At 61.8% G+C, this 22,295-nt stretch carries 24 protein-coding genes; 12 read left to right on the top strand and 12 right to left on the bottom strand.

What is annotated here, in order from left to right:
- Window positions 1-4: 4 nt before the first annotated feature.
- From QQJ98_RS07925 to QQJ98_RS07950, 6 genes are all read right to left on the bottom strand, one after another.
- Window positions 5-1,096 carry a BMP family ABC transporter substrate-binding protein gene (locus QQJ98_RS07925; protein WP_284324814.1) on the bottom strand — a complete coding sequence of 364 codons (1,092 nt, stop codon included), beginning with the start codon at window positions 1,094-1,096 and terminating at the stop codon, window positions 5-7.
- A gap of 16 nt (window positions 1,097-1,112) precedes the next feature.
- The gene (locus QQJ98_RS07930; RefSeq protein WP_284324815.1) at window positions 1,113-2,471 is read right to left on the bottom strand and encodes an amidohydrolase; all 1,359 of its coding nucleotides are present in this window, start codon (window positions 2,469-2,471) and stop codon (window positions 1,113-1,115) included.
- Window positions 2,468-3,136, bottom strand: a complete 669-nt coding sequence (locus tag QQJ98_RS07935) for a glutathione S-transferase family protein (RefSeq protein ID WP_284324816.1) — start codon at window positions 3,134-3,136, stop codon at window positions 2,468-2,470. Before QQJ98_RS07935 ends, QQJ98_RS07930 begins: the two co-directional genes overlap by 4 nt.
- Complete coding sequence (locus QQJ98_RS07940; protein ID WP_284324817.1) at window positions 3,133-3,978, bottom strand: aromatic ring-hydroxylating oxygenase subunit alpha; 846 nt, start codon at window positions 3,976-3,978, stop codon at window positions 3,133-3,135. Before QQJ98_RS07940 ends, QQJ98_RS07935 begins: the two co-directional genes overlap by 4 nt.
- Window positions 3,975-4,589, bottom strand: a complete 615-nt coding sequence (locus QQJ98_RS07945) for a Rieske 2Fe-2S domain-containing protein (RefSeq protein ID WP_284324818.1) — start codon at window positions 4,587-4,589, stop codon at window positions 3,975-3,977. Before QQJ98_RS07945 ends, QQJ98_RS07940 begins: the two co-directional genes overlap by 4 nt.
- Window positions 4,590-4,719: 130 nt before the next feature.
- Complete coding sequence (locus QQJ98_RS07950; RefSeq protein ID WP_284324819.1) at window positions 4,720-5,049, bottom strand: acylphosphatase; 330 nt, start codon at window positions 5,047-5,049, stop codon at window positions 4,720-4,722.
- A gap of 221 nt (window positions 5,050-5,270) precedes the next feature.
- On the opposite strand from QQJ98_RS07950, the gene QQJ98_RS07955 reads away from it, so the two are divergent.
- A complete protein-coding gene (locus QQJ98_RS07955; protein WP_284324820.1) occupies window positions 5,271-6,329 on the top strand; it encodes an AbrB family transcriptional regulator in 1,059 nt (352 codons plus the stop codon).
- A gap of 148 nt (window positions 6,330-6,477) precedes the next feature.
- On the opposite strand, the gene QQJ98_RS07960 is transcribed toward QQJ98_RS07955, so the two are convergent.
- Genes QQJ98_RS07960 through QQJ98_RS07975 form a run of 4 tightly spaced genes read right to left on the bottom strand, consistent with a single transcriptional unit; the run spans window position 6,478 to window position 10,352 of the window.
- On the bottom strand, window positions 6,478-7,545 hold the full coding sequence (locus QQJ98_RS07960) for an ABC transporter ATP-binding protein (protein WP_284324821.1): 1,068 nt from the start codon (window positions 7,543-7,545) through the stop codon (window positions 6,478-6,480).
- Window positions 7,545-8,327: an ABC transporter permease gene (locus QQJ98_RS07965; RefSeq protein WP_284324822.1), complete on the bottom strand. Its 783-nt coding sequence runs from the start codon at window positions 8,325-8,327 to the stop codon at window positions 7,545-7,547. The genes QQJ98_RS07960 and QQJ98_RS07965 overlap by 1 nt, the downstream gene beginning before the upstream one ends.
- A complete protein-coding gene (locus QQJ98_RS07970) occupies window positions 8,324-9,190 on the bottom strand; it encodes an ABC transporter permease (protein ID WP_284324823.1) in 867 nt (288 codons plus the stop codon). Before QQJ98_RS07970 ends, QQJ98_RS07965 begins: the two co-directional genes overlap by 4 nt.
- Window positions 9,191-9,248: 58 nt before the next feature.
- On the bottom strand, window positions 9,249-10,352 hold the full coding sequence (locus QQJ98_RS07975) for an ABC transporter substrate-binding protein (protein WP_284324824.1): 1,104 nt from the start codon (window positions 10,350-10,352) through the stop codon (window positions 9,249-9,251).
- A gap of 219 nt (window positions 10,353-10,571) precedes the next feature.
- Here QQJ98_RS07975 and phnC point away from each other — a divergent pair, with 219 nt between their 5' ends.
- The 5 genes from phnC to QQJ98_RS08000 all read left to right on the top strand — a co-directional run bounded on the left by phnC (window position 10,572) and on the right by QQJ98_RS08000 (window position 15,517).
- Window positions 10,572-11,384, top strand: a complete 813-nt coding sequence (gene phnC / locus QQJ98_RS07980; RefSeq protein WP_284324825.1) for a phosphonate ABC transporter ATP-binding protein — start codon at window positions 10,572-10,574, stop codon at window positions 11,382-11,384.
- Between the two features lie 33 nt (window positions 11,385-11,417).
- Complete coding sequence (gene phnD / locus QQJ98_RS07985) at window positions 11,418-12,308, top strand: phosphonate ABC transporter substrate-binding protein (RefSeq protein ID WP_284324826.1); 891 nt, start codon at window positions 11,418-11,420, stop codon at window positions 12,306-12,308.
- A gap of 81 nt (window positions 12,309-12,389) precedes the next feature.
- Window positions 12,390-13,268 (top strand): phosphonate ABC transporter, permease protein PhnE, encoded by an 879-nt coding sequence (gene phnE / locus QQJ98_RS07990; protein ID WP_284324827.1) that lies wholly within the window; start codon window positions 12,390-12,392, stop codon window positions 13,266-13,268.
- Window positions 13,269-14,597, top strand: coding sequence for a phosphonate ABC transporter, permease protein PhnE (gene phnE / locus QQJ98_RS07995; RefSeq protein WP_284324828.1), 1,329 nt, complete (start codon window positions 13,269-13,271; stop codon window positions 14,595-14,597).
- A 302-nt stretch (window positions 14,598-14,899) separates the two neighbouring features.
- Entirely contained in the window at window positions 14,900-15,517 is a 618-nt protein-coding gene (locus QQJ98_RS08000; RefSeq protein WP_284324829.1) for an LbetaH domain-containing protein, read from the top strand.
- Between the two features lie 343 nt (window positions 15,518-15,860).
- On the opposite strand, the gene QQJ98_RS08005 is transcribed toward QQJ98_RS08000, so the two are convergent.
- Together QQJ98_RS08005 and phnF are read right to left on the bottom strand one after the other, a co-directional pair.
- The gene (locus QQJ98_RS08005) at window positions 15,861-17,042 is read right to left on the bottom strand and encodes an alpha-D-ribose 1-methylphosphonate 5-triphosphate diphosphatase (RefSeq protein ID WP_284324830.1); all 1,182 of its coding nucleotides are present in this window, start codon (window positions 17,040-17,042) and stop codon (window positions 15,861-15,863) included.
- Window positions 17,043-17,140: 98 nt separating this feature from the next.
- On the bottom strand, window positions 17,141-17,890 hold the full coding sequence (gene phnF, locus QQJ98_RS08010) for a phosphonate metabolism transcriptional regulator PhnF (protein WP_284324831.1): 750 nt from the start codon (window positions 17,888-17,890) through the stop codon (window positions 17,141-17,143).
- 95 nt (window positions 17,891-17,985) lie between these two features.
- Here phnF and phnG point away from each other — a divergent pair, with 95 nt between their 5' ends.
- The 6 genes from phnG to phnK all read left to right on the top strand — a co-directional run bounded on the left by phnG (window position 17,986) and on the right by phnK (window position 22,294).
- Window positions 17,986-18,450: a phosphonate C-P lyase system protein PhnG gene (phnG, locus tag QQJ98_RS08015; RefSeq protein ID WP_284324832.1), complete on the top strand. Its 465-nt coding sequence runs from the start codon at window positions 17,986-17,988 to the stop codon at window positions 18,448-18,450.
- On the top strand, window positions 18,447-19,013 hold the full coding sequence (gene phnH, locus QQJ98_RS08020) for a phosphonate C-P lyase system protein PhnH (protein ID WP_284324833.1): 567 nt from the start codon (window positions 18,447-18,449) through the stop codon (window positions 19,011-19,013). The genes phnG and phnH overlap by 4 nt, the downstream gene beginning before the upstream one ends.
- A complete protein-coding gene (locus tag QQJ98_RS08025; RefSeq protein WP_284324834.1) occupies window positions 19,013-20,095 on the top strand; it encodes a carbon-phosphorus lyase complex subunit in 1,083 nt (360 codons plus the stop codon). The genes phnH and QQJ98_RS08025 overlap by 1 nt, the downstream gene beginning before the upstream one ends.
- 170 nt (window positions 20,096-20,265) lie before the next feature.
- The gene (locus tag QQJ98_RS08030; protein WP_284324835.1) at window positions 20,266-20,589 is read left to right on the top strand and encodes an endonuclease domain-containing protein; all 324 of its coding nucleotides are present in this window, start codon (window positions 20,266-20,268) and stop codon (window positions 20,587-20,589) included.
- Complete coding sequence (locus tag QQJ98_RS08035; RefSeq protein ID WP_284324836.1) at window positions 20,586-21,485, top strand: alpha-D-ribose 1-methylphosphonate 5-phosphate C-P-lyase PhnJ; 900 nt, start codon at window positions 20,586-20,588, stop codon at window positions 21,483-21,485. The genes QQJ98_RS08030 and QQJ98_RS08035 overlap by 4 nt, the downstream gene beginning before the upstream one ends.
- Window positions 21,485-22,294 carry a phosphonate C-P lyase system protein PhnK gene (gene phnK, locus QQJ98_RS08040; protein WP_284324837.1) on the top strand — a complete coding sequence of 270 codons (810 nt, stop codon included), beginning with the start codon at window positions 21,485-21,487 and terminating at the stop codon, window positions 22,292-22,294. Before QQJ98_RS08035 ends, phnK begins: the two co-directional genes overlap by 1 nt.
- Window position 22,295 lies beyond the last annotated feature (1 nt).

A 22,295-nucleotide genomic window follows, 5' to 3' on the forward strand; every position in this document is an offset into this window, starting at 1 on the left:
GGCGTTATTTCGGCAGCGGCGTGGTCACGCCTTTGACATGCCAATCCATCGACAAGATCGCATCATCGCCCAAGGTCACGTCAGCGGCGACAGCCTCGGCACCGTCTTGGTTGGTCAGCGGCCCGGTGAACGGGCTGAAGCTGCCATCCAGCAGCGTGGCGTGAACGGCCTCAATCTTCGCGGCCATCTCGGGCGCAATATCGGGGTTCCAATCGGCCACGAACACGCAATTGTCCGCCATGCCCAGCCACGCACTCGACCCGGCGAAGGTGCCCGCGAGATGCGCCGCGACCGACGCTTTGAAGAACGGGGCCCAATCTGTGCCGACCACGCCGAGATATTTCTTCGGCGCATAGGTTTTCATCGACGAGTTCAGGTTGAACACATAGGCCCCGGCCTCTTCACAGGCAGCCACCACCGACGGCGTGTCTTGTGCGTTCGAGAACACGACATCGCAGCCCTGCGCCAACAACGCCTTCGCGGCCTCTTGTTCCGACGCCGGATCGAACCACGAGTTCACCCAGACCACCGAAATCTCAATGCTTGGATCAACCGATTGCGCGCCCAAGGTAAAAGCGTTGATCGAGGTGATCAGTTCGGGGATCGCAAACGCGCCAACGCAGCCAAGCTTCTTCGATTTGGTCAGCGACGCCGCCGCCATCCCCATCAGGTAAGTGCCCTGATAATAGCGCGCCCCAAACGGCGAGAAATTCGGTGCCACCTGATAGCCCGAAGCGTGCAGGATCGACACTTCCGGATGCGCCTTTGCCAGCTTCAGCCCGCCGTTCATATAGCCAAACGAGCCGAGGATGAGGAAAGTATTCCCATCCGCCACGGTCTTGTTCATGATCCGGTCGCCGTCCGGGCCTTCGGCGATATTCTCCAGCAGCGTCACCTTGATCTTGTCACCATATTCGGCCTCCAACGCCTTAGTGCCAAGTTCCAGCGTGTGCGACCAGCCGACATCAGCGGCGGGCGAGGGCACGATCAAAGCGACGTTCAGCACGCCGTCTTGGGCAAAGGCCGGGATCGGCAGCGCCAGCGCGGTGCTGGCAGCCAGCGAGGTTTTCAGGAAAGAGCGGCGGGTTTGGGTCATCGGGTTTCCTTTGGGATCAAGACAGGATGCGGTGGAAGGATGCTTCGGCGCGAGTGAACAGATCGCCTTCGTCAAGGCCGGGGAACTGGCCATCACGCCAGACGATGCGGCCGTTGATCATCGTCATATCGACCGGGCGACCGACGCCGACCTTGGGGATCAGACTGGCCGGGTCGTGGCGGGTTCCGACATATTCCAGACGGCGGGTGTCGATGGCAAAAAGATCAGCGGCCATGCCGGGGGCCAAGCGGCCAAGGTCTTTGCGGCCCAAAAGGTCTGCGCCGCCTTGGGTGGCATAGCCAAGGAAAGCGCTTGGCTCGGGCACCGGATGTTTGCGCGTGTTGGCGGCCAAGCATTGCAGCATATAGCCGGAATGGATGGTGTGCATCAGATTGGAATTGTCATTCGACGCAGCCCCATCGCAGCCCATACCGATCCGCAAACCCATCGCCTGCATCGCCGGAATATCGGTCACTTCGGCCCCAACCAGATAGACCGGCTCGGGGCAATGCGACACGCCGGTTTTGCTCGCGGCCATGCGGGCGAGTTCGGCATGGGTCAATTCCCAGCAATGGGCATAGAAGGTGTCTGGGCCAGAAAAGCCAATTTCCTCAAGATATTGCACCGTGCGCATCCCGGTCCGCGCCTCGATCACCGGGCTTTCGCCTTCACCGACATGCGTATGCAGGAACACGCCCTTGTCACGCGCCAGCCGCACCGATTCCACGAACGTATCCTTATAGCAATTCACCGGCTGGCAGGGGGACACCACCACCTGCCGCATGCTGAACGGCCCCGCGTCGTGATAGCTATCAATCAACCGCGCGCAATCGGTGATGAATTGATCGGTCGTCTCCAGCATCTCATCCGGGATGGTGGAGCCTTCGGATTTCGGCAGCGTATTGCCGCCCCGGCCCGCATGAAAGCGGATGCCGAACAGATCGGCGGCCTCAAACTGGCGATCCACGATGCGGCTGCCTGCATGACGCGGAAAGTTGTATTGATGATCAAACGCCGTGGTGCAGCCATGCTTGATCAACTCGGCCAAAGCCACCACGCTTGCGTGATAAAACTGATCCTCGGTCAGGCGCGAGAAGATCGGATAAATCAGGTCCAGCCATTCGATCACCGACAGCTTGGTCCAATCCAGATCGGCACGGTTGCGCACAAAGCATTGAAAGAAATGGTGATGCGTATTGACCAGCCCCGGATAGATGAACCAGCCCGAGGCGTCGATCACCTCGGCCCCCGGCGCGTGCAAGTTGGGGCCGATGGCGGCAATCTGTTTGCCCTCAATCAGCATATCCTGCCCCGCCAACACCAGATCAGAGGCAGAGGTCACAATCGCCGCGCAGTTTTTCAGCAGGTAACTCATAGCAAAGCCTCCAGCGGTGGCACGGCTTCGGGGGCGGGCTTCAATTCGTGCAGGCGGTGGATGCCGGGCATTTCAATGAAACCGGGCAGCGCGCGGATGGCACGCGACCACAGGCGAATTGACGGGTAATCGTCGAGCGATACGCCGCCATCCGGCGCAAGCGCGACATTGGGAAAACAAGCAATGTCGGCGATCGTGGGGGTGGTGCCTGTCAGGAAGATGCGGCCATCAAAGCGGGCTTCGGTCAGATGGCTTTCCAACTCGCGCAGGGCAGCAACCCCAGCCCGGCGCAAGGCGTCAATATCGCCGGCATAAAGCAACATATCATGCAGCCGTGCCATGCCCAAAGACCCGCCCAGCCGCGCCGAGAATGCCAGCCATTGCTGCACTTGCGCGGCTTGAACGGGGCTGCCGTCGCCCAGCCAAACTTTGCCCGCGCGTTGCGCCAGATAGACCAGCATCGCGGTGCTTTCCGTCAGGATCAGCCCGCCATCGACCAGCACAGGCAGGGTGCCTGCCGGGTTCAGCGCCCGAAACTCTCGGCTGCGATGGGCGCGACCGGGGTGGAAATCGACCGCCTCAGTGCTCAGTTTTTCGCCCAGCAGCGCCGCCATAAGCCGAACCTTATAGCAACTGGCAGACAGCACATAATCATACAGTTTCATGCCGCCACCATCTGCGCACCGTAGGTCAGCCCCTTGCGTTTCAACCAACGCCGATAAGCGATCGAGGTCAGATCGGCCTGCGTCGGAATCTCCTTCCCCGGATCAAGCGGCAGCAGGCGCGGGATCTGGTTTTCCAGAATCGAGCGGTCTTGCAAGAAGATCATCTGCTGAAACTGGATCAGATCGGCCTGCGGCGTGGTGTCGTCAAACAACGCCATCCACGGCCAAACCTCGCAGAGTTCTTCCGTCAAAGGCTGCACGAAAATTGCGATCACATCCCATTCATCGGCATTGTTCGGGCAGGTTTTATAGAGAACCGACGCCGTCGGTGCAGCCACCCGATACATATATTCGGTGACAATCCCGCCCGCCGCCGATTTCGCGGCCTGCGGTTGGTAGAAATGCACCTTGGTCGCCCAAACCTCGTCGCTGTCCTCGCGGATTTGCACCTCGTACCGCCCGACTTCGGTATGCGGCTCGGCCCCCAAAACATCGGTATGCACGAACGGAAAATGCGCGATGTCGAGGAAGTTTTCGACCGCCCGCAGCGGCGAACATTTCACCCGCACAACCCCGCAATCGACCAAGCGGCGGCCCGGCTGATCCGCTTCGGGGATCGGAAACAGCGGATGCGCAGGCACCCCCGGGCAGGCCCAGACATGGCCGTAAGCCAAAGTCACGGCCAGCGGGCCATCAGCGCCCTGCACCACAACAGCACCCGCGGCATCGCGGAACACATTGATCTCGCTGCCCAAAAGCAAGGTCTGCCGCCCCGGCCACGCAGCCAGTTGCGCGATCATCGCCACCGGATACCATTCGTTCAAAACCGCTGCAGGGATCATGTCAAAGCCTCCTGCTCGACCAGTTGCACCACGCCATCCAGCCAGCGTGACACCGCGACCCGGTGCGCCGCTGCCCCGCAAAGCGCGTGCAGCCCCAGCCCCGCGCCGCGCGCCTGCACCACCAAGCTTACCGACACGCCGCCCACCTGCCCCCGCCATAGCGCGCCATCCGCAACAAACCCCGGCAAGGCCCGCGTCAAAGCGGCCACATCGCCCAAGACGCTGACCGAGCGCACCGCAACCATCCCTGACAGATCGGGCAGATCGGCCTCTGGTCCGGCAGGACCAACCCAGATCACCCCATCTGCCTCAACACATTGATAAACCTCAGCCTTGATCGCTGCGGGCGGCACCATCGTTGGATGCGCCGGGATCTTGCTGCACGCGCCGTCGCTGCCATAAGTCCAGCCGTGATAGATGCAGGACAGAGTCTCACCGCGCACGAAACCATGCGACAGCCGCATGCCACGATGCGGGCACCGATCCCCCCAAGCCGCCAGCCGCCCCGAAACGCTGCGCCAGATCGCAAGTTCGGCCCCCTGCCAGTTGCCCGCCATCACCACGCCCGACGGCAAATCCTGCGACAAGCCATTCGCCACCCACATCGTCATCTTGTCCCCGTCATCCCCAACCACAACTTCATCTGCGCCGCCAAAACTGGAAGGGCTATTGCAAAAGCACCCACAGCGCAGCCCGGCAAATGCCACAAATTTCAGCAACGCCCGTGCATATGATCATAAGTTAATCGCCGCCCGAAGCAAATTCATTCAGATTTTGCAAGGCCGCCTCCGCGCGGTCAATTCGGTCCACCCAGACCTCGCGCGGGCCCAAGCTACAGCCCAAAGCCATCGCATCCAGAAGGTCAGGCAGCCCGGTCAGCACCACATCAATGCGGCCCGCGTCGTGGCGCAAAATCGCACCGCGCAAGCCAAGGCGCCGGGCATGGCGGGCGATCCACGCGGCAAAAACCGGCGCACCAACATCGCCCAGAATAGCAAAGCGCTGGCTTTGCTCGGGCGCTGCAAGCGGCGCGGCATCGGGCGCAGGATCTGGGGGCAAAGCGGCGGTCATCCGGGTCTCGGGCTGCAAAAACTGCCGCTAAACTGGCAGGCAGGCGGGCGACTGTCCAGATCGCGCGGGACCAGATCGCGCGTGGCCATATCGCGCCCACCCAGATCGCGCCCACCCAGATCGCGCCGGACCAGGTCGCGCGCGCCAAGCCCGCCTGCAATTGCCCTTGGCCTCTGCCCGCGATAAAGAGGCCGCAGCCGCTGCCCGAAGGACGCCCCTTGTTGCAGAACCTGCCCCCGAACCGCTTGCGCGCCCTGCGCTGGATCGTGCTTGCGCTGCTGTCAGCGCTGATCACCACGGGATTTGAGCTGCTGCACCTGCCCGCCGCCTTGCTGCTGGGGCCGATGATGGCGGCGATCATCATGGCGGTGCGCGGCCATGGCGTCCGCCTGCCGCTGCCCCTGATGACGGTGGCGCAGGGCATGGTGGGGCTGATGGTCGCCACGATCCTGCCGCTGTCGCTGATGGCCGAAGTTGCGCAACAATGGCCGATTGTGCTGGCAGGCACGCTGTCGACCATTGTGGCCTCGTCGCTGCTGGGGTGGCTGTTGGCGCGCTCGGGTGTGCTGCCCGGCACCACGGCGATCTGGGGATCATCGCCGGGGGCAGCCGCCGCAATGACCCTGCTGTCAGGGGCTTATGGAGCCGACATCCGGCTTGTCGCCTTCATGCAATATCTGCGGGTGGCTTGCGTGGCTATCGTCGCAACCGTGGTGGCGCGGCTATTTGGCGTAGCAGGCGGCCCTGCCCCTGCGATCATCTGGTTTCCGGCGATGCCCGCGCTTGGCATAGCACAAACCGTCGCGCTCGCCGCCGCTTTGGCCTTTGCAGGTCAACGCCTGCGCCTGCCCGGAGGCACCTTTCTGCTGCCAATCTTCATCGGCATGGCGCTGGTGCAAACCGGATGGATGCAGTTGTACCTGCCGCCGTGGCTGCTGGCGTTGACCTATGCCGCGATTGGCTGGGCGATTGGCCTGCGCTTTACGCCCGCAACTTTGGGCGATGCGGCGCGGGCGTTTCCACGGGTGTTCGCCTCGATCCTTGTGCTGATCGCGGTCTGCGGGGCTGCGGCTTGGGTCTTGGTGCATTTTGCCGGGATTGATCCGCTGACCGCCTATCTGGCGACCAGCCCCGGCGGGATGGATTCCATCGCCATCATCGCGGCATCGACCCCGGTGGATGTGGCCTTTGTGATGACCATGCATATGGCGCGGTTTTTGCTGGTGCTGTTGCTTGGGCCGATGCTGGCGCGCTGGCTGTCCCGGCCCAAGGGGTTTTAGGCTGGGGCGGGTTTGGGCGGGTTGCTTCGGGCGGGAGAAAGCGGGGGGCGGGTGTTGATCGTGGCCTTGGGGCCACGGTCGCACAAACCGAAACCTTACCGCGTGGCAGCGGCAATGGCCGCAACCATATCAAAGTTGCCAAAGCCCCTTATCCCAACACGATCACATCCTGCCCCCGAAAGCGCAAAGCCACCTCTGCCCCCAGCGGCGGCGGCGGCGCATCAGGGCGGTTGAACAGATCCAGCGAGATCGCCCCCGCCGCCGTATCCGCCTTGACCCGGATCACTGCCCCCAGAAACTGCACGGCGGCAATCTTTGCGGGCAACGCGAAATCGCCCCGGCTGATCTGCGCAGCATCCGCTTCCAGATGCACCACCTCGGGGCGCAAAGCCAATCCCACCGTCGCCCCCTGCGCCGCCGCAATCGGCTGCGGCAGGCGCAAGGACTGGCCCTGCACAGTCACCTCACCCAGCGCGGCATCCGTTACCACCCCATCCAGAGTGTTCAACGTGCCCACAAACTGCGCGACAAACCGCGTCGCCGGATGGTTATAAATCTCAAACGGTGCGCCCACCTGCTCCGCCCGCCCGCCGTTCATCACCACAACCCGGTCTGACATCGACAGCGCCTCTTCCTGATCATGCGTCACGAAAATCGTGGTGATGCCCAATTTCCGCTGAATATCCCGGATTTCCGCCCGCAAAGACACGCGGATCTTCGCATCCAGCGCCGACAAAGGCTCGTCCAGCAACAGCACGCGCGGACGCGGCGCCAAAGCCCGTGCCAAGGCCACCCGTTGTTGCTGCCCGCCCGAAAGCTGAAACGGATAGCGCGCGCCCATCTCGGGCAGGCCGATCATTGCCAGCATCTCGGCCACCCGCGCGGTGATCTCAGCCGCAGGCACACCCGCGATTTTCAGCCCAAAGCCAACATTCTGCGCCACATTCAGGTTCGGAAACAGCGCGTAAGCCTGAAACACCATGCCGATGTTGCGCTGATTGGGGCGCAGGGCGGTCACGTCCTGCCCATCAATGCGGATCACGCCAGAAGATGGCGCTTCAAACCCTGCCACCATCCGCAGCACCGTTGTCTTGCCGCAACCCGAAGGCCCCAGCAGCGAGACAAACTCGCCCTTCTCAATCCCCAGATCAAAGGATTTCACCACTTGGTTTGCGCCAAAAGACTTTTGCAGCCCATTCAGATCGAGATACGCCATCAGCGCGGCATCCTTGTGTGTTTGGAAAATTTGGTCGCAAGCTGGATCAGCGCCATGCAGGCCCATGTCAGCGCGAAAGTGATCACGGCCAAGGCCGCTGGCTCGTAGGCTTTGTTGCCGCCCGCCCAGACGAGGTAGGGGCCGAAGGCGGGGCGATCCAGCAAGGCCGCAAAGACATATTCGCCAATCACGATGGCAAAGGTCAAAAATGCCCCCGACAGCACCGCAACCAAAACATTCGGCAAGATCACCCGCGCCAGAATAGTGATCCAGCCCGCGCCAAGACTTTGCGCAGCCTCGGTCAACGTGCCCAGATCAATCGCGGCCAGGCCGGTATCGACGGCGCGGTACATATAGGGCAGCGCCAGCACCGCATAGCCGCACATCAGCAGAAAATCGGTGCCCAAAGCCGATCCGGTCAGCGGCAACCAACTGGAGGTGTTGAACAAACGGATATAGCCAAACACGATCACAATCGGCGGGATCACCAACGGCAGCAGCGTGATGAACTCCATAAACGGGCGCAAGCGTGGCAGTTTCAGCCGCACCCAGAACACCGTCGGCACCACCACCAACACGCCAAACACAATCGTCAGACAGGCCATCAGCACCGAATAACCAAAGGTCGCCTGAAACTGCGGATCGCCCATCACAGACCGGTAGGCGTCCAGCGAATACTCGCCCCGCCGCATTTTCAACGAGAATTCCAGCATCCCCACCAGCGGCAGGAAGAAATATACCACACCGACCGCAATCGCGGCCCAAGACAGCATACGCTTCATTTGATCCACCGTTCTGCGCGCGTGCGCATCACCACATAAACCCCGTTGGAAATCCCGGTTATGACGATCATCGCAAAGGCGAGCGCATAGCCCAGATGCGGGTCTTGCAGCACATCGCCCCTGATTTGATTGAACAAAAGGATCGGTGCGATCGACAAAAGCGACCCGGTTAGCGCAATCGCCGTCGCCACCGCGCCAAACGCATTGGCGAACAGCAAAGCCAGCGTGCCCAGCAATGACGGCCCCAATACCGGCAACGCCACCATGCGCCAATATTGCCCACCGGTTGCGCCCAGAACCTCGGCCGCCTCGCGCCACTCGCGCTTCAACCCGTCAATCGCGGGCGTGATGATCAGCACCATCAGCGGGATCTGGAAGAACACATAGGCCGCAACCAGCCCCCAAAAGCTGATCATATTAAAGCCCAAGGCGTAGATATTCACCCCGAACCAATCGCGCAGCAGCAGCGTCACAAACCCCACCCGCCCCAAGGTCGCCACATAGGCAAACGCCAACGGCACCCCGGCGAAGTTCGATGTCACACCCGAAAACGTCATCACCACCCCACGCACCCAAGCAGGCAAGCCCCCCAGCACCACCGCCAAGGCAATCGCAAAGCCCAAAGCGCAGCCGATCAAAGCCGAGGTGAAGCTGAGCCTGATCGACAGCCAGAACGCGTTCATGATTTCAGGCGTGAACAGGTTGGCGATGTTGACCAGCGTGAAATCACCGCTGCCATCGACAAACGCCCCCGCCACGATATTCGCGGTGGGCAACAGCAAAAACAGCAACGCGAAAAGCGCAAACGGCAACACGCCCAAACCGTTCCACGGCAAGGCGCGCCAAAGGCGGGAAGTTCTCATGTCTATGATCCTGAAAGGAAACCCGCCCCCACCGATGCGATGGGGGCGGGCTTGAAGATTACTCGACCTTGACGCCGACGGTTGCATCCCAACCAGCGGTCACGGCCTCTTTATGCGCAGCTTGCTGCTCCAAAGTCGGGAACACGGCCTTTTCGTAGGCAGCAGCGGGCGGCAGTTTCGCCAGCATATCAGCCGGGATCACGTCGCGTTTCGCCAGATCGTTGAAGCGGATCGGGTGGCAATAGCCGTTCAACCAGCCCAACTGACCTTCATCCGAATACAGGTATTCCATCCACAGCTTTGCTGCGTTCGGATGCGGCGCGTAAGCCGAAATCGCCTGCACATAAACGCCCGCCACGGTGCCAGACGCAGGCACGATAACCTCTGCCTTCGGGTTGCCCGCCAGCGTGTCGCGCCATGCCAAAGCGTTGTAATCCCAAGCCGCCACGATCGGCGTCGCCCCCTGCGCGATGGTGCCGGTCTTGCCAGCCACCGGCACGAAATTGCCCGCCTTGTTCAGCCCGGCAAAGAACTCCAGCCCCTTGGCCGCAGACTCGGCCCCCGGAGCACCGCCCATCGCCATGCCAGCCCCCATCACCGACATCAGCGGCTGGTTGCCCGAGCGCGGATCACCCGACAAAGCAAACGCGCCCGCATATTCCGGCTTCATCAGATCGGCCCAATCGGCAGGCACGTTTTCCACCATATCGGTGTTCACGATGAACGACATCACACCGTAATAATCGCCATACCAGAAACCATCGGCATCCTTGGCGGCATCCGGGATGCTGTCCCAGGTGCTGACTTTATACGGCTGGATCAGCCCTTCTTCCTTGGCAGCCGGGCCAAACGACAGGCCGATGTCCAGAACGTCGGGCGCTTGCGGGCCGGTGTTGCCCTTGTTGGCGCGCACGGCTTCCAGCTCATCCGCAGACGAGCCATCCGGGTTCAATTCGTTCACGGCAATCTCTGGGTATTTCTTCTTGAAGCCCTCGATCACGGCACCATAGCCACACCAGTCATGCGGCAGCGCGATGGTGGTCAAGGCACCCTCTTTCTTCGCCGCAGCGGTGATTTCGTCAAGGCTTTGCGCCTGTGCTGCACCAGCCACCAGCATCGCCATCAGGCTGACGCCCGAGGTCAGGGTTTTGAAAACGGTCATGGAAGTCTCCTGTTAAGCCTACCTGCTGCACATTTTCGCGGCAGGTGCTGAAGCGGTGGCTTAGGGTGCCCGCATGACGGATAGGTAACGGCTTTATGAAGTTTGCGTGTCATTGCAATTGGTTGCGGAACACAGACTTTGTTACGCAACCGTCACAGCCCCGATAAATCAACGTCACGAATCCGGCGTATCAGCCGCCCTAACCAAAAGGGGGCCGCGATGTTGAAGGTCAGTTCTGTCACACGCATATTCGGCCAAAAGGCTGCGGTGGATAATGTCAGCTTTGAAATCGACCGCGCGGCCTTTGTCGGCGTGATCGGACGTTCCGGGGCGGGCAAGTCAACCTTGCTGCGGATGATGAACCGCCTGACCGATGCCTCGTCGGGCGAGATCAGCTTTGAAGGCCGCAATGTGTTAACGCTGCAAGGCGCTGCCAAGCGCGCGTGGCAAGGCCAATGCGCCATGATTTTCCAGCAGTTCAATCTGGTGCCACGCATGGATGTGGCCTCGAACGTGCTGCACGGTTTGCTGAACCAGCGCTCGACCTTCGCCACCATGTTCAACCTGTGGTCCGATGCCGACATCACCCGCGCGATGCAAATTCTCGACCGTCTCGGCATTGCAGAACAGGCCCCCAAACGCGCCGAGGCTTTGTCGGGCGGCCAGCAGCAGCGCGTCGCCATCGCCCGCGCGCTGATGCAAGACCCCAAGGTGATCTTGGCCGATGAACCCATCGCCAGCCTCGATCCGATGAATGCGCAAGTGGTGATGGATGCCCTGCGCCGCATCCATGAAGAAGACGGTCGCATGGTGATCGCCAACCTGCACACCCTTGATACCGCCCGCCGCTACTGTGACCGCGTGATCGGCATGCGCGATGGCCGCGTGGTGTTCGATGGCACCCCGGATCAACTGACCACTGGCGTTGCCCGCGACATCTACGGCGCCGACGCCAGCTTTAACGAATCCGCCACATCGACCGCAATCACCGGCCCGCGCGACGCGGCTTATGCCGATGCGATGCTGGCCTGACCCCACCAAACCCTTCCCAAACCGGAGACTATGATGAAAAAGCTGATCGCCATTCTGGCAGCCACCACCTGCATCACCACCGCCCATGCGCAAGAGGTCAAAGAATTCAACATCGGCATCTTGGGCGGCGAAAACGCGCAAGACCGCATGAGCTCGAACGAGTGCTACCGCGCAGCCATTGAAAAAGAGCTGGGCGTTCCGGTCAAAGTCTTCACCCCCGCAGATTATGATGGCGTGATCCAAGGCCTGCTGGGCGGCACTTTGGACATGGCTTGGCTGGGCGCATCCGCCTATGCCAAGATCTACCTGACCGACCCGAAAGCGGTAACGGTAGAGCTGACCAAGCAAAACCTTGATGATTCAACCGGTTACTACTCCATCGCTTTCGCGCGTAAAGACTCCGGCATCACCACGGTCGAACAGGCCAAGGGCAAGAAATTCGCCTTTGGCGAGCCGAACTCGACCTCGGGCTACCTTGTGCCCGCCGCCGAGATGATCGCGGCTTACGGTCCCTTGGATAAATTCTTCTCGGAAGTGAAATTCTCGGGCGGGCACGAGCAAACCATCGTCGGCGTCGCCAATGGCGATTTCGATGCGGGCGTATCTTGGGCTGATGGCATCGGCAATTGGGAAGACGGCTACAACTCGGGCGCGTTCCGCAAGGCCGCCGATGCGGGTCTGGTCGATATGAACAACCTCGTCGAAATCTGGCGCTCGAAACTGATCCCCGAAGGCCCGATGGTTGTCCGCGCCGCTTTGCCGGATGACGTGAAAGCCAAGGTCACCAAACTGACCGCCGATCTGTGGGAAACCGACGCGAAATGCGCCTATGGCGTTGCCTCGGGCGAGGCGAAGGATTTCGTCCCCGCCACCCACGACATGTATCTTGGTATTGTCGAGGCCCGTAAACTTTCGGGCGAATAATTTCAGCACCCTCTGCCGGGCCCGCCGCACCGCGGGCCCGGCTTTTTCATACTCCCCGTTCCTGCACGAAAAGGCGGCACCATGGTTGACATCACCTTCGGCCCCCCACCGGGAGATCGCCCCGATCTGACCAACCCCACCGCCGCCTATATACACCAAACCCGCCGCAAACGGCTTTATGGCTTTATCCTCCTTATCCTGTTCGTGGCGCTGATTGCCTCGGGGTTTCAGGTGGCCGAAGATCGCAACGCCGGTGGCTTTCTGTCCGGCCTGCACCAGATCGGCGCTTTCCCATCCGAGGTGATCTCTGAAGCATGGCGCAACCGCGCCAACCTTCCCGCCTTGGTGATCCAGCATTTCCCATCGCTGATTGAAACCGTGAACATCGCCGCCGCAGCCACCCTGCTGGGCGGTCTGCTCGGCGCGTTTCTGGCGCTGGGCTCCACCCGCCACCTCGCCCGCTTCCCCGCCCTGACACCACTCTTCCGCCGCACCGCAGACATCATGCGCGCCATCCCGGAAATCGTCATCGCCCTCGTGCTGATCTTCATTCTCGGCGGCGGCCCCGTCCCCGCTGTGCTGGCCATCGCTTTCCACACCGCAGGCGCTTTGGGCAAACTGTTCTCGGAATCCGCCGAGAACGCGGATCTGAAACCCGTCGAGGGCCTGACCTCAACCGGCGCAACCTGGAGCCAGCAAATCTGGCTTGGCATCATCCCCCAAGTCGCCCCGAACTGGCTGTCCTACGCCCTGCTGCGGTTCGAGATCAACATCCGCGCCAGCGCCATCCTTGGCTTCGTAGGCTCGGGCGGCATCGGCTATGATCTGAAACTGGCGATGCAATGGGGCGGCGGCAAATACGATCAGGTGGTCGCCATCTTCGCGCTGCTGTTCTGCACCATCGTGCTGGTCGACCAACTCTCGGGCTACGCGCGCAACCGCTTGGTAAAGGGCCATTAAATGACCGACGCGACCCCGTTCAACGCCTATGCCCCCACCTATGCCAAAGTGCAAAGCCAGTTCAAATCCCGCCGCCTGACCGCCTTTGCGATCCCGGTGCTGCTGGTGCTGTATCTCGCCTATCTGTTCATCAGCTTTGACATCTCGGGCCTTGCCGCGCGGGCGAGGATGGATAATGCCCGCATCCTGCTGGCCGATTTCGTCAGCTATAAAACCCATGTCACCCGCGACAACCGCTCCGGCCAACTGAGCGTCACGATAGAGGGCGAAAGCAAAGCCACCTTCGCCCCGAACCAATACCCCGATTGGATGACAACCAGCGGCGATGTCACCAATATCGACCTCGGCCAAGGCAATCTGATCACCTATGACGCACAAGGCGCGCGCTATATCGTGCCGGGCTACGGCACCATCGACATCAAACCCGACGGCAACAGACTAAGGCTCATCGCCCCACAACCGATCCCCAACTGGATCAACGTCACCGACACCCGCATCTCTGTCACCACCCCAGCGGGCCGCTTCGCCTATTCGCGCTCCAAGGTGGAAACCTTCAAATACCAACCGGGGTGGGAGCTGTTTTTCTTCACCCTCGACAGCCCGTTCTACGGCAAAAGCTACGGCCAACTGACCGCCTTGCTGACAGCCGAACGGATCGACCCCGCCCGCAGCAACCTCGCCTATATGGCGTCCGAGGTCTGGCACAACAAAATGTGGCACCACGGCGATGTGGCATGGGCGCTGTTTGAAACCGTGCTGATGGCCTTCCTTGGCACCATGGGGGCCGCCCTGATCGCGCTGCCGCTGGCCTTCCTCGCCGCCTCCAACTTCACCCCGATCCGCATCGTCCGCTTTGCCTTCCGCCGCCTGTTCGACTTTGTGCGCGGCGTCGACGGCCTGATCTGGACCATCATCCTCGCCCGCGCGTTTGGCCCCGGCCCGATGACAGGCGCTTTGGCGATCCTGCTGACCGACACCGGCACCTTCGGCAAAACCTTTTCAGAGGCGCTAGAGAATATCGACGAAAAACAAGTCGAAGGCATCCGCTCCACCGGCGCAGGCCCCTTGCAACGCGCCCGCTTCGGCGTGATCCCGCAAATCGCCCCGGTGCTGCTGTCCCAAGTCCTGTACTACCTCGAATCCAACACCCGCAGCGCCACGGTGATCGGTGCCATCGTCGGCGGCGGCATCGGCCTGCTGCTGACCCAAGCCATCATCACCCAAAAGGATTGGGAGGAAGTGGCTTACTACATGATCCTGATCGTGCTGATGGTGATGGCGATGGACACGGCCTCGGGCTGGCTGCGCCGCAAACTGATCGGCCGATAGATCAAAACCCCGCCAAACAAGACCGAGGCCAGATCGAAGCCCAACCATACCAAAGCCCCGCCATACCAAAGCCCAACCAGATTAATCACCCGGCGCAAAGGATTTGCTCTTTCTGAAATACTCCCGCCGGAGGCTCCCTGACGCCAAACCCAATTGCCGGCCTCGGGGGCATCGAGCCCCCTCATCCGGCTGCTGCCGCTGCCCCCCCTCAGGCGGGCCGCAGAACCAATCCCCGGCAGCGCCGGCCAAAGGGCCTCGATGGCCCTGCGGCCGGCCCTGCGCCCCAGATCAGAAAGCCAAAGATGCCCAAACTCAACGCCGCCGCCCCGCTGATCCACGACGGGTGCCAGATCCACAACGCCGAGTTCGGCAGCTATTGCGAGGTGGGCCGCTTCAGCCGCATCCTGAACTCAAGCTTCCAAAACTACGCCTATTGCGACCAGCTTTCCGACATCACCAACACCACCGTCGGAAAATTCGCCAACATCGCCGCAATGACCCGCATCGGCCCGACCGATCATCCGATGCAAAACGCCAGCCTGCATCATTTCCTCTACCGCAGCAGCGCCTATTGGGAGGATGCACCCGATGACGACGCTTTTTTCGCCGCCCGCCACGCCCGCCGCACCGTGATCGGCCCCGATACTTGGATCGGCCATGGCGCGATCATCAAACCCGATGTGACCATCGGTGCGGGGGCGGTGATCGCCAGCGGTGCTGTCGTCACCAAAGACGTCGCCCCCTATATGATCATGGCAGGCCTGCCCGCCACCCCGCTGCGCGCCCGCTTTGCAGACAGCATCGCTGACCGCCTGCAAGCCTTGGCTTGGTGGGATTGGTCGCACGACACCCTGCGCGACGCTTTGCCCGATTTCCGCAGCCTTGCGGTTGAGGCTTTTCTCGAGAAATACCACGGCTGACCCTAGATATTGTGGCTGACTTTTGCAAAACCACCAAGCCTATAATTTTGTCCCACCGGGGACAAAATCCGGCTAAAAAATCCACGCGTTGCAACACGCCGTAAAGCGCCGAGGCTCCCCCATAAATCTGAGCCTCGCCTCGGGTTTCAACCCGACCACAGGCACAGCTGCGCTTCAGGCGCGACACCGAAAGCCCTCTCTCAGCAAGCCATCCTTGGACTGGCACAGGGCAAACTCCGCGCTTGCCTGTCCCCGCGGGGACACTTCGCAACAGCCCCAATGTCTGCAAGCTGCAAAGTCCGCAACGGCCGCGCAGTCACCCACCAGCCCGATCCGAAAGGCGCTATTCTGCCGCCAGCCGCAAGGCCTCGGGCTGGCTGACAAACCGCCGCGCGGCCTCCCCGGCCAGATAGCTCAGCCGCCCTGCGGTAATCGTCGCCTCAATCCCGCGTGTCTCGGCATTGATCACCACCATATCGGCGCGCAGCCCCGGCTCCAGCCGACCACGATCTGTCAGCCGCATGATCTCGGCAGGTCGGCTTGACACCAAAGCCCAGGCCTGCGGCAACCCCAAAACACCGCGATCAACCAGCCCCCAAACCGCCAAGGGCAGCGCCGGGATGTGATAGTCTGACACCAGCACATCGCACAGCCCATCCGCCACCAAAGCCAAGGCCGAGACATTGCCCGCTTGGCTGCGCCCCCGCACCACGTTCGGCGCGCCCATGATCACCGGGCTCATCATCGCATGGGCGGCAAGCGCCGCACGACGGGTCAACGGAAACTCCGCGATCTTCGCGCCGATCATCGAATAGAACTCGCGCGTCTCGCCATCGGGGTCGTCATGGCTGCCATAAAGCACACCCAAAGCGTCAAAGGTTTCGGCCAAGGTGCACAGGCTGCGCGGCACTTCTTTGGCACGCGCGGCGGCGGATTCGATGGCCTCGGCCAGTTCTTCGGGTGTCTTGCCGACTTTGCGCGCCCAAGCGGCAAAATCGCCGGGGGCGATGCGGGCCATATGCAGGCCCTCGGACAGATGATCATTGAAGACGACATAGCCGATCCGATGCCGCTTTACCGCCGCGATCAGGCGCAGAGTCTCTGACACCAGATGCGTCTCGGCACGGATTTGCAGCCGCAGATCGGTCAGCGCTTGGCCGCGATAGGTGTCGAGGGCCAGCATCACCGCCTCGGCATGGTCGGGGCCGCGGTGGCCGCCTTCCCAACTCCAGCCCTGCGCAAGATAGGCGGTGGTGACACCATGCGCTGCGGCCTCGCGGTCAAACGAGGCAAGACCTGCTGCCAGCGGAAACGGCGCAGACGGGCGTGGCGCCATGTGACGCTCGAACCCATCACCATGCAGATCAATGATGCCCGGCAGGATCAAAAAGCCTGACAGATCAACCTCAGGCAAGGGGCCACGCGTGATGCGCCCCTCGGCCAGACCAATCGAGCGTTGCTGCATCGCGCCGTCGCGCAAAATATGCGCGCCCGTCAGGCGCAAGGGGGGCAAGGGCAGCGGCATTGCAGGCTCCGGCATCAGGTAAGGGCATCAGGTAAGGGTATGGGCATCAAGAATAAGCATCGCGGTTTGTGCGTCGATACACCTGCCAAGCAACGGCGTTATGACAGTTTATCCACAGCCCCCCCGCCGCTGTCATTGGCATCAGGCGATACCGTCAGCGTGACGCGATCCCCGGCGAACCATGTCAAACCAAACTCCACCGGAGTGCCCGCCGTATCAACATTGACTGCGACCGAGCGTAACAACGGCGCGCCCTGCGCCAAGCGCAAATGCAGCGCCAGCAGGGCATCCGCCCCAAGCGCCGTTATGCGGGTTTCCGCGCGGGTGTAATCGGTCAGACCCGCGTCGGCCAAAGCGGCAGTGATCGAGCCATGCCGCGCGATGGCATCGGGCAGATCGGGAAAGCGCAGCGCAGGAAACAGAGAACGAAACATCGCAAGCGGTATACCATCGGCAAGGGATAGCCCTTCAACCAGATGCACCAAGGCGCCGGGGGCCAGGCGCAAGGCTGCGGCCTCTTTGGCATCGGCGGGCCGGGTTTCCTGCCGCAAAAATTGCCGCGACGGCGTCCGCCCCGACGCCCGCACGTTCTGATGAAAGCGCACGCGGCGGCCAAGCGGGTAATCGGTCGGGATCGCAGTGACAAACACCCCCGCACCCCGGCGCGCATGCACCGCACCCGCCTCGGCAAGGCTGGCCAACGCATGGCGCACTGTGTGGCGATTGACTCCAAAGCGGGCGGCAAGGGCGGCCTCTGTGGGTAGTTTATCACCGGGGCGGTAATGACCCGATGACATCTCGGCGCTGAGAGTCTCGGCGATGGATTGCCAGATCGCGGGCTTTGTCACCAAAATTTCACATGCAATTTGCGGGCTCCTCAGCTAATGATTTGTCTAGTTGTATAGTCAAATAGACAACTTCGCAAGATGTCGGGATCAAGATGATGCAAGCCAGCCCAGAAACTGAAACCCGCGATGCCACGGTGGCGCGCAAGGCATGGATGGGGCTGTTGGCCCGCGCCAAGCCAGCACGATTGGCCGTTTTGGTGCCAGAGCTTCCAGCCTATGCGCTGCTGCGCGCGCCGGAAATTGGCGCTGTGATGGTGCAAGGCCGGATTGGCGGCAGCGGGCAGCCGTTCAACCTGGGTGAGATGACGGTGACGCGCTGTGCTTTGCGGCTTGGCAATGGCGCGGTTGGCCATGCGCATGTGCAGGGCCGCGACAAGGCACATGCCTTGCGGGCCGCCGTGATCGACGCGCTGATGCAGACCGATCAGGCTGATGCGATGCGCGCTGCGGTGTTGAAGCCGCTGCAAGCCGAAGAAACCCTTCGCCGCAGCCAGCGCGCCGCAAAGGCCGCAGCCACAAAGGTGGAATTTTTCACTCTGGTGCGCGGAGAAGACCAATGAGCGATGCATTGCTGGGCGGGTTCGAGCAGGCGCCGCTGCAATCCTCAAATGCGTTCCGCGCAGCTTTGGCGGTGCTGTCGCAACCGGGCGAAATCCGGGAATTGCAAGGCGCGCTGCCTCCGGCGCCATTGTCGGTGGCGGCGGGCGTGCTGCTGTTGACGCTGTGCGATGGCACAACCCCGGTACATCTGGCGGGCGGCCATGACTGCGCTGCGGTGCGCGACTGGATTACCTTTCACTGTGGCGCGCCGCTGGTGGGCGCCGAAGCAGCGACCTTTGCGTTTGGCGACTGGACGGCGTTGCACCCGTTGGGCCGTTTTGCCATTGGCCAACCGGATTACCCGGACCGCGCCGCGACTTTGATCGTCGAGATGGCCACGCTGACCGCCACAGGGGCCGCACTGCGCGGTCCGGGGATTGCAGAAGTCGCGCATCTGTCGCTGCCTGAAATCGCGGCGTTTCAGGCCAATCGCGCCTTGTTCCCGCTGGGCTTTGATTGCTTTTTTACCTGCGGCGTCTGGGTCGCGGCCCTGCCCCGATCAACCCGTGTGGAGGCTGTCTGATGTATGTGGCAGTAAAGGGCGGCGAACGCGCCATCGACAATGCGCATGCATGGTTGGCCGAAGAGCGGCGCGGCGATCTGGGCGTGGCCGAACTGTCAGTGGCACAAATCCGCGCGCAGTTGACCTTGGCGGTCAATCGGGTGATGGCGGAAGGGTCGCTGTTTGACCCAGATCTGGCAGCGCTGGCGATCAAACAGGCACGCGGCGATCTGATCGAGGCGATTTTCCTGATCCGGGCCTATCGCACCACCCTGCCACGTCTGGGCGCTTCATGTCCGGTGGATACTGCGAAGATGGCGGTGATCCGACGGATTTCGGCGACTTTCAAGGATTTGCCGGGGGGGCAGGTGTTGGGTCCGACGTTTGACTACACCCACCGCCTGCTGGATTTCAAGCTGGCGGCCGAGGGCGAGGCGATCATTGCCCCGACCGCACCCGCCGCGATGGAAGCCGTGCCGCATGTGATGGCAATGCTCGACCGCGATGGCATGATCGAACCGGAAGCCTTTGGCAATGCGTTGCCGCCCGATCTGACACGCGCTCCGCTCGAGCTGCCCGCCAGCCGCGCCTTGCGTTTGCAAGCGATCACGCGCGGTGATGAAGGCTTTATCCTGTCGATGGCCTATTCGACCCAACGTGGCTATGGGCGCACCCATGCCTTCGTCGGCGAGTTGCGGATCGGGGTGGTGGCGGTGGAAATGGACATTCCAGAACTGGGTTTCGCCGTTGAAATCGGCGAGATCGAGCTGACCGAATGTGAGACCGTGAACCAGTTCAAGGGCAGCAAAACTGAACCACCCCAGTTCACCCGCGGCTATGGGCTGGTGTTCGGGCAAACCGAGCGCAAAGCCATTGCGATGAGCCTTGTCGACCGATCGCTGCGCTGGGCAGAACTGGGCGAGGATTATACCGGCGCTCCGGCGCAGGACGAGGAATTCGTGTTGATGCACGCCGATAACGTCCAGGCAACCGGATTTCTGGAGCATATCAAGTTACCGCATTACGTTGATTTTCAATCGGAACTGGAACTGGTGCGCCGCCTGCGTGCCGAAGTCTTCGCCAGCCGCGAGGCTGCGGAATGAACGGTTGCCGCCCTCACCCGAGCCCTCTCCCACAGGAGAGGGGACTCGGTCGCTTTGCTGAAATTGCGCCGGGCTTGTCTGCGTTAAGGTTTTCCTCACCATATTTCTGCAATGCTTCGCGGCATCCAGAGTTCCCTCTCCCTTGGGAGAGGGTCAGGGTGAGGGGAGCGATGCGCCAGGATCCACGGCAAACCCATGACGCGCGCCTGCTGCGCCAAAACCTTGTGCTGGCCGAGCAAGCGTTGTGGCAAGCGCTGCGCAACCGCGGCTTGGGCGGGCTGAAATTCCGCCGCCAAGCGCCGATTGGAGCATTTATCGTTGATTTTCTATGCGTCGAGCGGCGGCTGATCCTCGAGATTGACGCGGTTTCGCCGCCTGCCCGCGCGGCTTGGCTGAAAGCGCAGGGCTTTCGTCTGCTGCATCTGCAGCCCACTGCTATTCTGACCAATCTGCCCGGCTGCTTGCAGCATCTGGCACAGGAGTTGAGCCTATGACCGCGCATCATGACGCCACCCTGGCGGACTCCTATAACTTCGCCTACCTTGACGAGCAGACCAAGCGGATGATCCGCCGCGCCATTCTGAAAGGCGTGGCCGTCCCCGGCTATCAGGTGCCCTTTGCCAGCCGCGAGATGCCGATGCCTTACGGTTGGGGCACGGGTGGCGTGCAGGTGACAGCGGCCTGTCTGACCCCCGACGATCGGCTGAAAGTCATCGACCAAGGTGCCGATGACACCACCAACGCGGTCTCGATCCGCAAGTTTTTTCAGCGCACTGCGGGTGTTGCGGTGACTGAATCTACCGTCGAGGCGACGCTGATCCAGACCCGCCACCGCATCCCTGAATCCGCGCTGACGGCGGGCCAGATCCTTGTCTATCAAGTGCCGATCCCCGAGCCGTTGCGCTTTCTGGAACCGCGCGAAACCGAGACCCGCAAGATGCATGAGTTGGAAGAATACGGCTTGATCCACGTCAAACTGTACGAAGACATTGCACGCCACGGCACCATCGCCACCGCCTACGCTTACCCGGTCAAGGTCGAGGGTCGCTATGTAATGGACCCCTCGCCAATCCCGAAGTTTGACAATCCGAAACTGTCAAACAGTCCGGCGTTGCAATTGTTTGGCGCGGGGCGCGAGCAGCGGATTTATGCCCTGCCACCGTTCACCCATGTCGTCAGCCTCGATTTCGACGATCACCCTTTCGAGGCATCAAAGGCACCGCATGACTGCGACCTGTGCGGCGCATCCGACAGCTATCTCGATGAAGTGATCACCGATGATCAGGGCGGGCGGATGTTTGTCTGCTCGGACACCGATTTCTGCCGGGTGCGGCAGGAGGCGGGGCATTTGGGGGCTATGGCTGTGCCAAATCTGGCAGGGAGCGCGTGATGGGGGCGGTGGATTTGAGTATTTGGGCCAATGTGAATGAGGCCACGCCACTGCTTTCGGTGCAGGGGCTCTGCAAAAATTACGGCGCGCGGGTTGGCTGTGCGCATGTCTCGTTTGACCTCTTTCCCGGCGAGGTGTTGGGGATTGTGGGCGAAAGTGGCTCGGGAAAATCGACGTTGTTGTCGTGTTTGGCCGGGCATCTGAAACCGGATCAGGGCGAGGTTATTTTTCAAACCGCGCAGGGTCCGCGCGATACGGTGGTGATGGCCGAAGCGGAACGGCGGCGGATGGCGCGCACCGATTGGGCCTTTGTGCATCAAAACCCGCGCGATGGCTTGCGGATGGGCGTGTCAGCGGGCGGCAATGTCGGCGAGCGGTTGATGGCCGTGGGCGCGCGACATTACCGCGATATTCGCGCCACAGCTGTCGATTGGCTGGGCCGGGTCGAGATTGCCTCTGACCGCATCGACGACCGCCCGCGCGCATTTTCGGGCGGCATGCAGCAGCGTTTGCAGATTGCGCGCAATCTGGTGACCGGCCCGCGTCTGGTGTTCATGGACGAGCCGACCGGCGGGCTGGATGTTTCGGTTCAGGCGCGGCTGTTGGATTTGCTGCGCGGTCTGGTGCGCGAGATGGGGCTATCTGCGATCATCGTCACGCATGATCTGGCGGTGGTGCGTCTGCTTGCGGATCGCCTGATGGTGATGAAGGGCGGGCATGTGGTCGAGCAGGGACTGACTGATCAGGTGTTGGATGATCCGCAGCACAGCTATACACAGCTGTTGGTTTCCTCAGTTCTGCAGGTCTGAC

Source organism: Cypionkella aquatica (assembly GCF_030161095.1).
GTDB classification, from domain to species: Bacteria; Pseudomonadota; Alphaproteobacteria; order Rhodobacterales; family Rhodobacteraceae; genus Cypionkella; species Cypionkella aquatica.

Bases quoted from the DNA above. Each gene is read 5' to 3' on its own strand.
- QQJ98_RS07925 (WP_284324814.1), bottom strand. From the start codon at position 1,096: ATGACCCAAACCCGCCGCTCTTTCCTGAAAACCTCGCTGGCTGCCAGC.
- QQJ98_RS07930 (WP_284324815.1), bottom strand. From the start codon at position 2,471: ATGAGTTACCTGCTGAAAAACTGCGCGGCGATTGTGACCTCTGCCTCT.
- QQJ98_RS07935 (WP_284324816.1), bottom strand. From the start codon at position 3,136: ATGAAACTGTATGATTATGTGCTGTCTGCCAGTTGCTATAAGGTTCGG.
- QQJ98_RS07940 (WP_284324817.1), bottom strand. From the start codon at position 3,978: ATGATCCCTGCAGCGGTTTTGAACGAATGGTATCCGGTGGCGATGATC.
- QQJ98_RS07945 (WP_284324818.1), bottom strand. From the start codon at position 4,589: ATGACGATGTGGGTGGCGAATGGCTTGTCGCAGGATTTGCCGTCGGGC.
- QQJ98_RS07950 (WP_284324819.1), bottom strand. From the start codon at position 5,049: ATGACCGCCGCTTTGCCCCCAGATCCTGCGCCCGATGCCGCGCCGCTT.
- QQJ98_RS07960 (WP_284324821.1), bottom strand. From the start codon at position 7,545: ATGGCGTATCTCGATCTGAATGGGCTGCAAAAGTCTTTTGGCGCAAAC.
- QQJ98_RS07965 (WP_284324822.1), bottom strand. From the start codon at position 8,327: ATGAAGCGTATGCTGTCTTGGGCCGCGATTGCGGTCGGTGTGGTATAT.
- QQJ98_RS07970 (WP_284324823.1), bottom strand. From the start codon at position 9,190: ATGAGAACTTCCCGCCTTTGGCGCGCCTTGCCGTGGAACGGTTTGGGC.
- QQJ98_RS07975 (WP_284324824.1), bottom strand. From the start codon at position 10,352: ATGACCGTTTTCAAAACCCTGACCTCGGGCGTCAGCCTGATGGCGATG.
- phnC (WP_284324825.1), top strand. From the start codon at position 10,572: ATGTTGAAGGTCAGTTCTGTCACACGCATATTCGGCCAAAAGGCTGCG.
- phnD (WP_284324826.1), top strand. From the start codon at position 11,418: ATGAAAAAGCTGATCGCCATTCTGGCAGCCACCACCTGCATCACCACC.
- phnE (WP_284324827.1), top strand. From the start codon at position 12,390: ATGGTTGACATCACCTTCGGCCCCCCACCGGGAGATCGCCCCGATCTG.
- phnE (WP_284324828.1), top strand. From the start codon at position 13,269: ATGACCGACGCGACCCCGTTCAACGCCTATGCCCCCACCTATGCCAAA.
- QQJ98_RS08000 (WP_284324829.1), top strand. From the start codon at position 14,900: ATGCCCAAACTCAACGCCGCCGCCCCGCTGATCCACGACGGGTGCCAG.
- QQJ98_RS08005 (WP_284324830.1), bottom strand. From the start codon at position 17,042: ATGCCGCTGCCCTTGCCCCCCTTGCGCCTGACGGGCGCGCATATTTTG.
- phnG (WP_284324832.1), top strand. From the start codon at position 17,986: ATGCAAGCCAGCCCAGAAACTGAAACCCGCGATGCCACGGTGGCGCGC.
- phnH (WP_284324833.1), top strand. From the start codon at position 18,447: ATGAGCGATGCATTGCTGGGCGGGTTCGAGCAGGCGCCGCTGCAATCC.
- QQJ98_RS08025 (WP_284324834.1), top strand. From the start codon at position 19,013: ATGTATGTGGCAGTAAAGGGCGGCGAACGCGCCATCGACAATGCGCAT.
- QQJ98_RS08030 (WP_284324835.1), top strand. From the start codon at position 20,266: ATGCGCCAGGATCCACGGCAAACCCATGACGCGCGCCTGCTGCGCCAA.
- QQJ98_RS08035 (WP_284324836.1), top strand. From the start codon at position 20,586: ATGACCGCGCATCATGACGCCACCCTGGCGGACTCCTATAACTTCGCC.
- phnK (WP_284324837.1), top strand. From the start codon at position 21,485: ATGGGGGCGGTGGATTTGAGTATTTGGGCCAATGTGAATGAGGCCACG.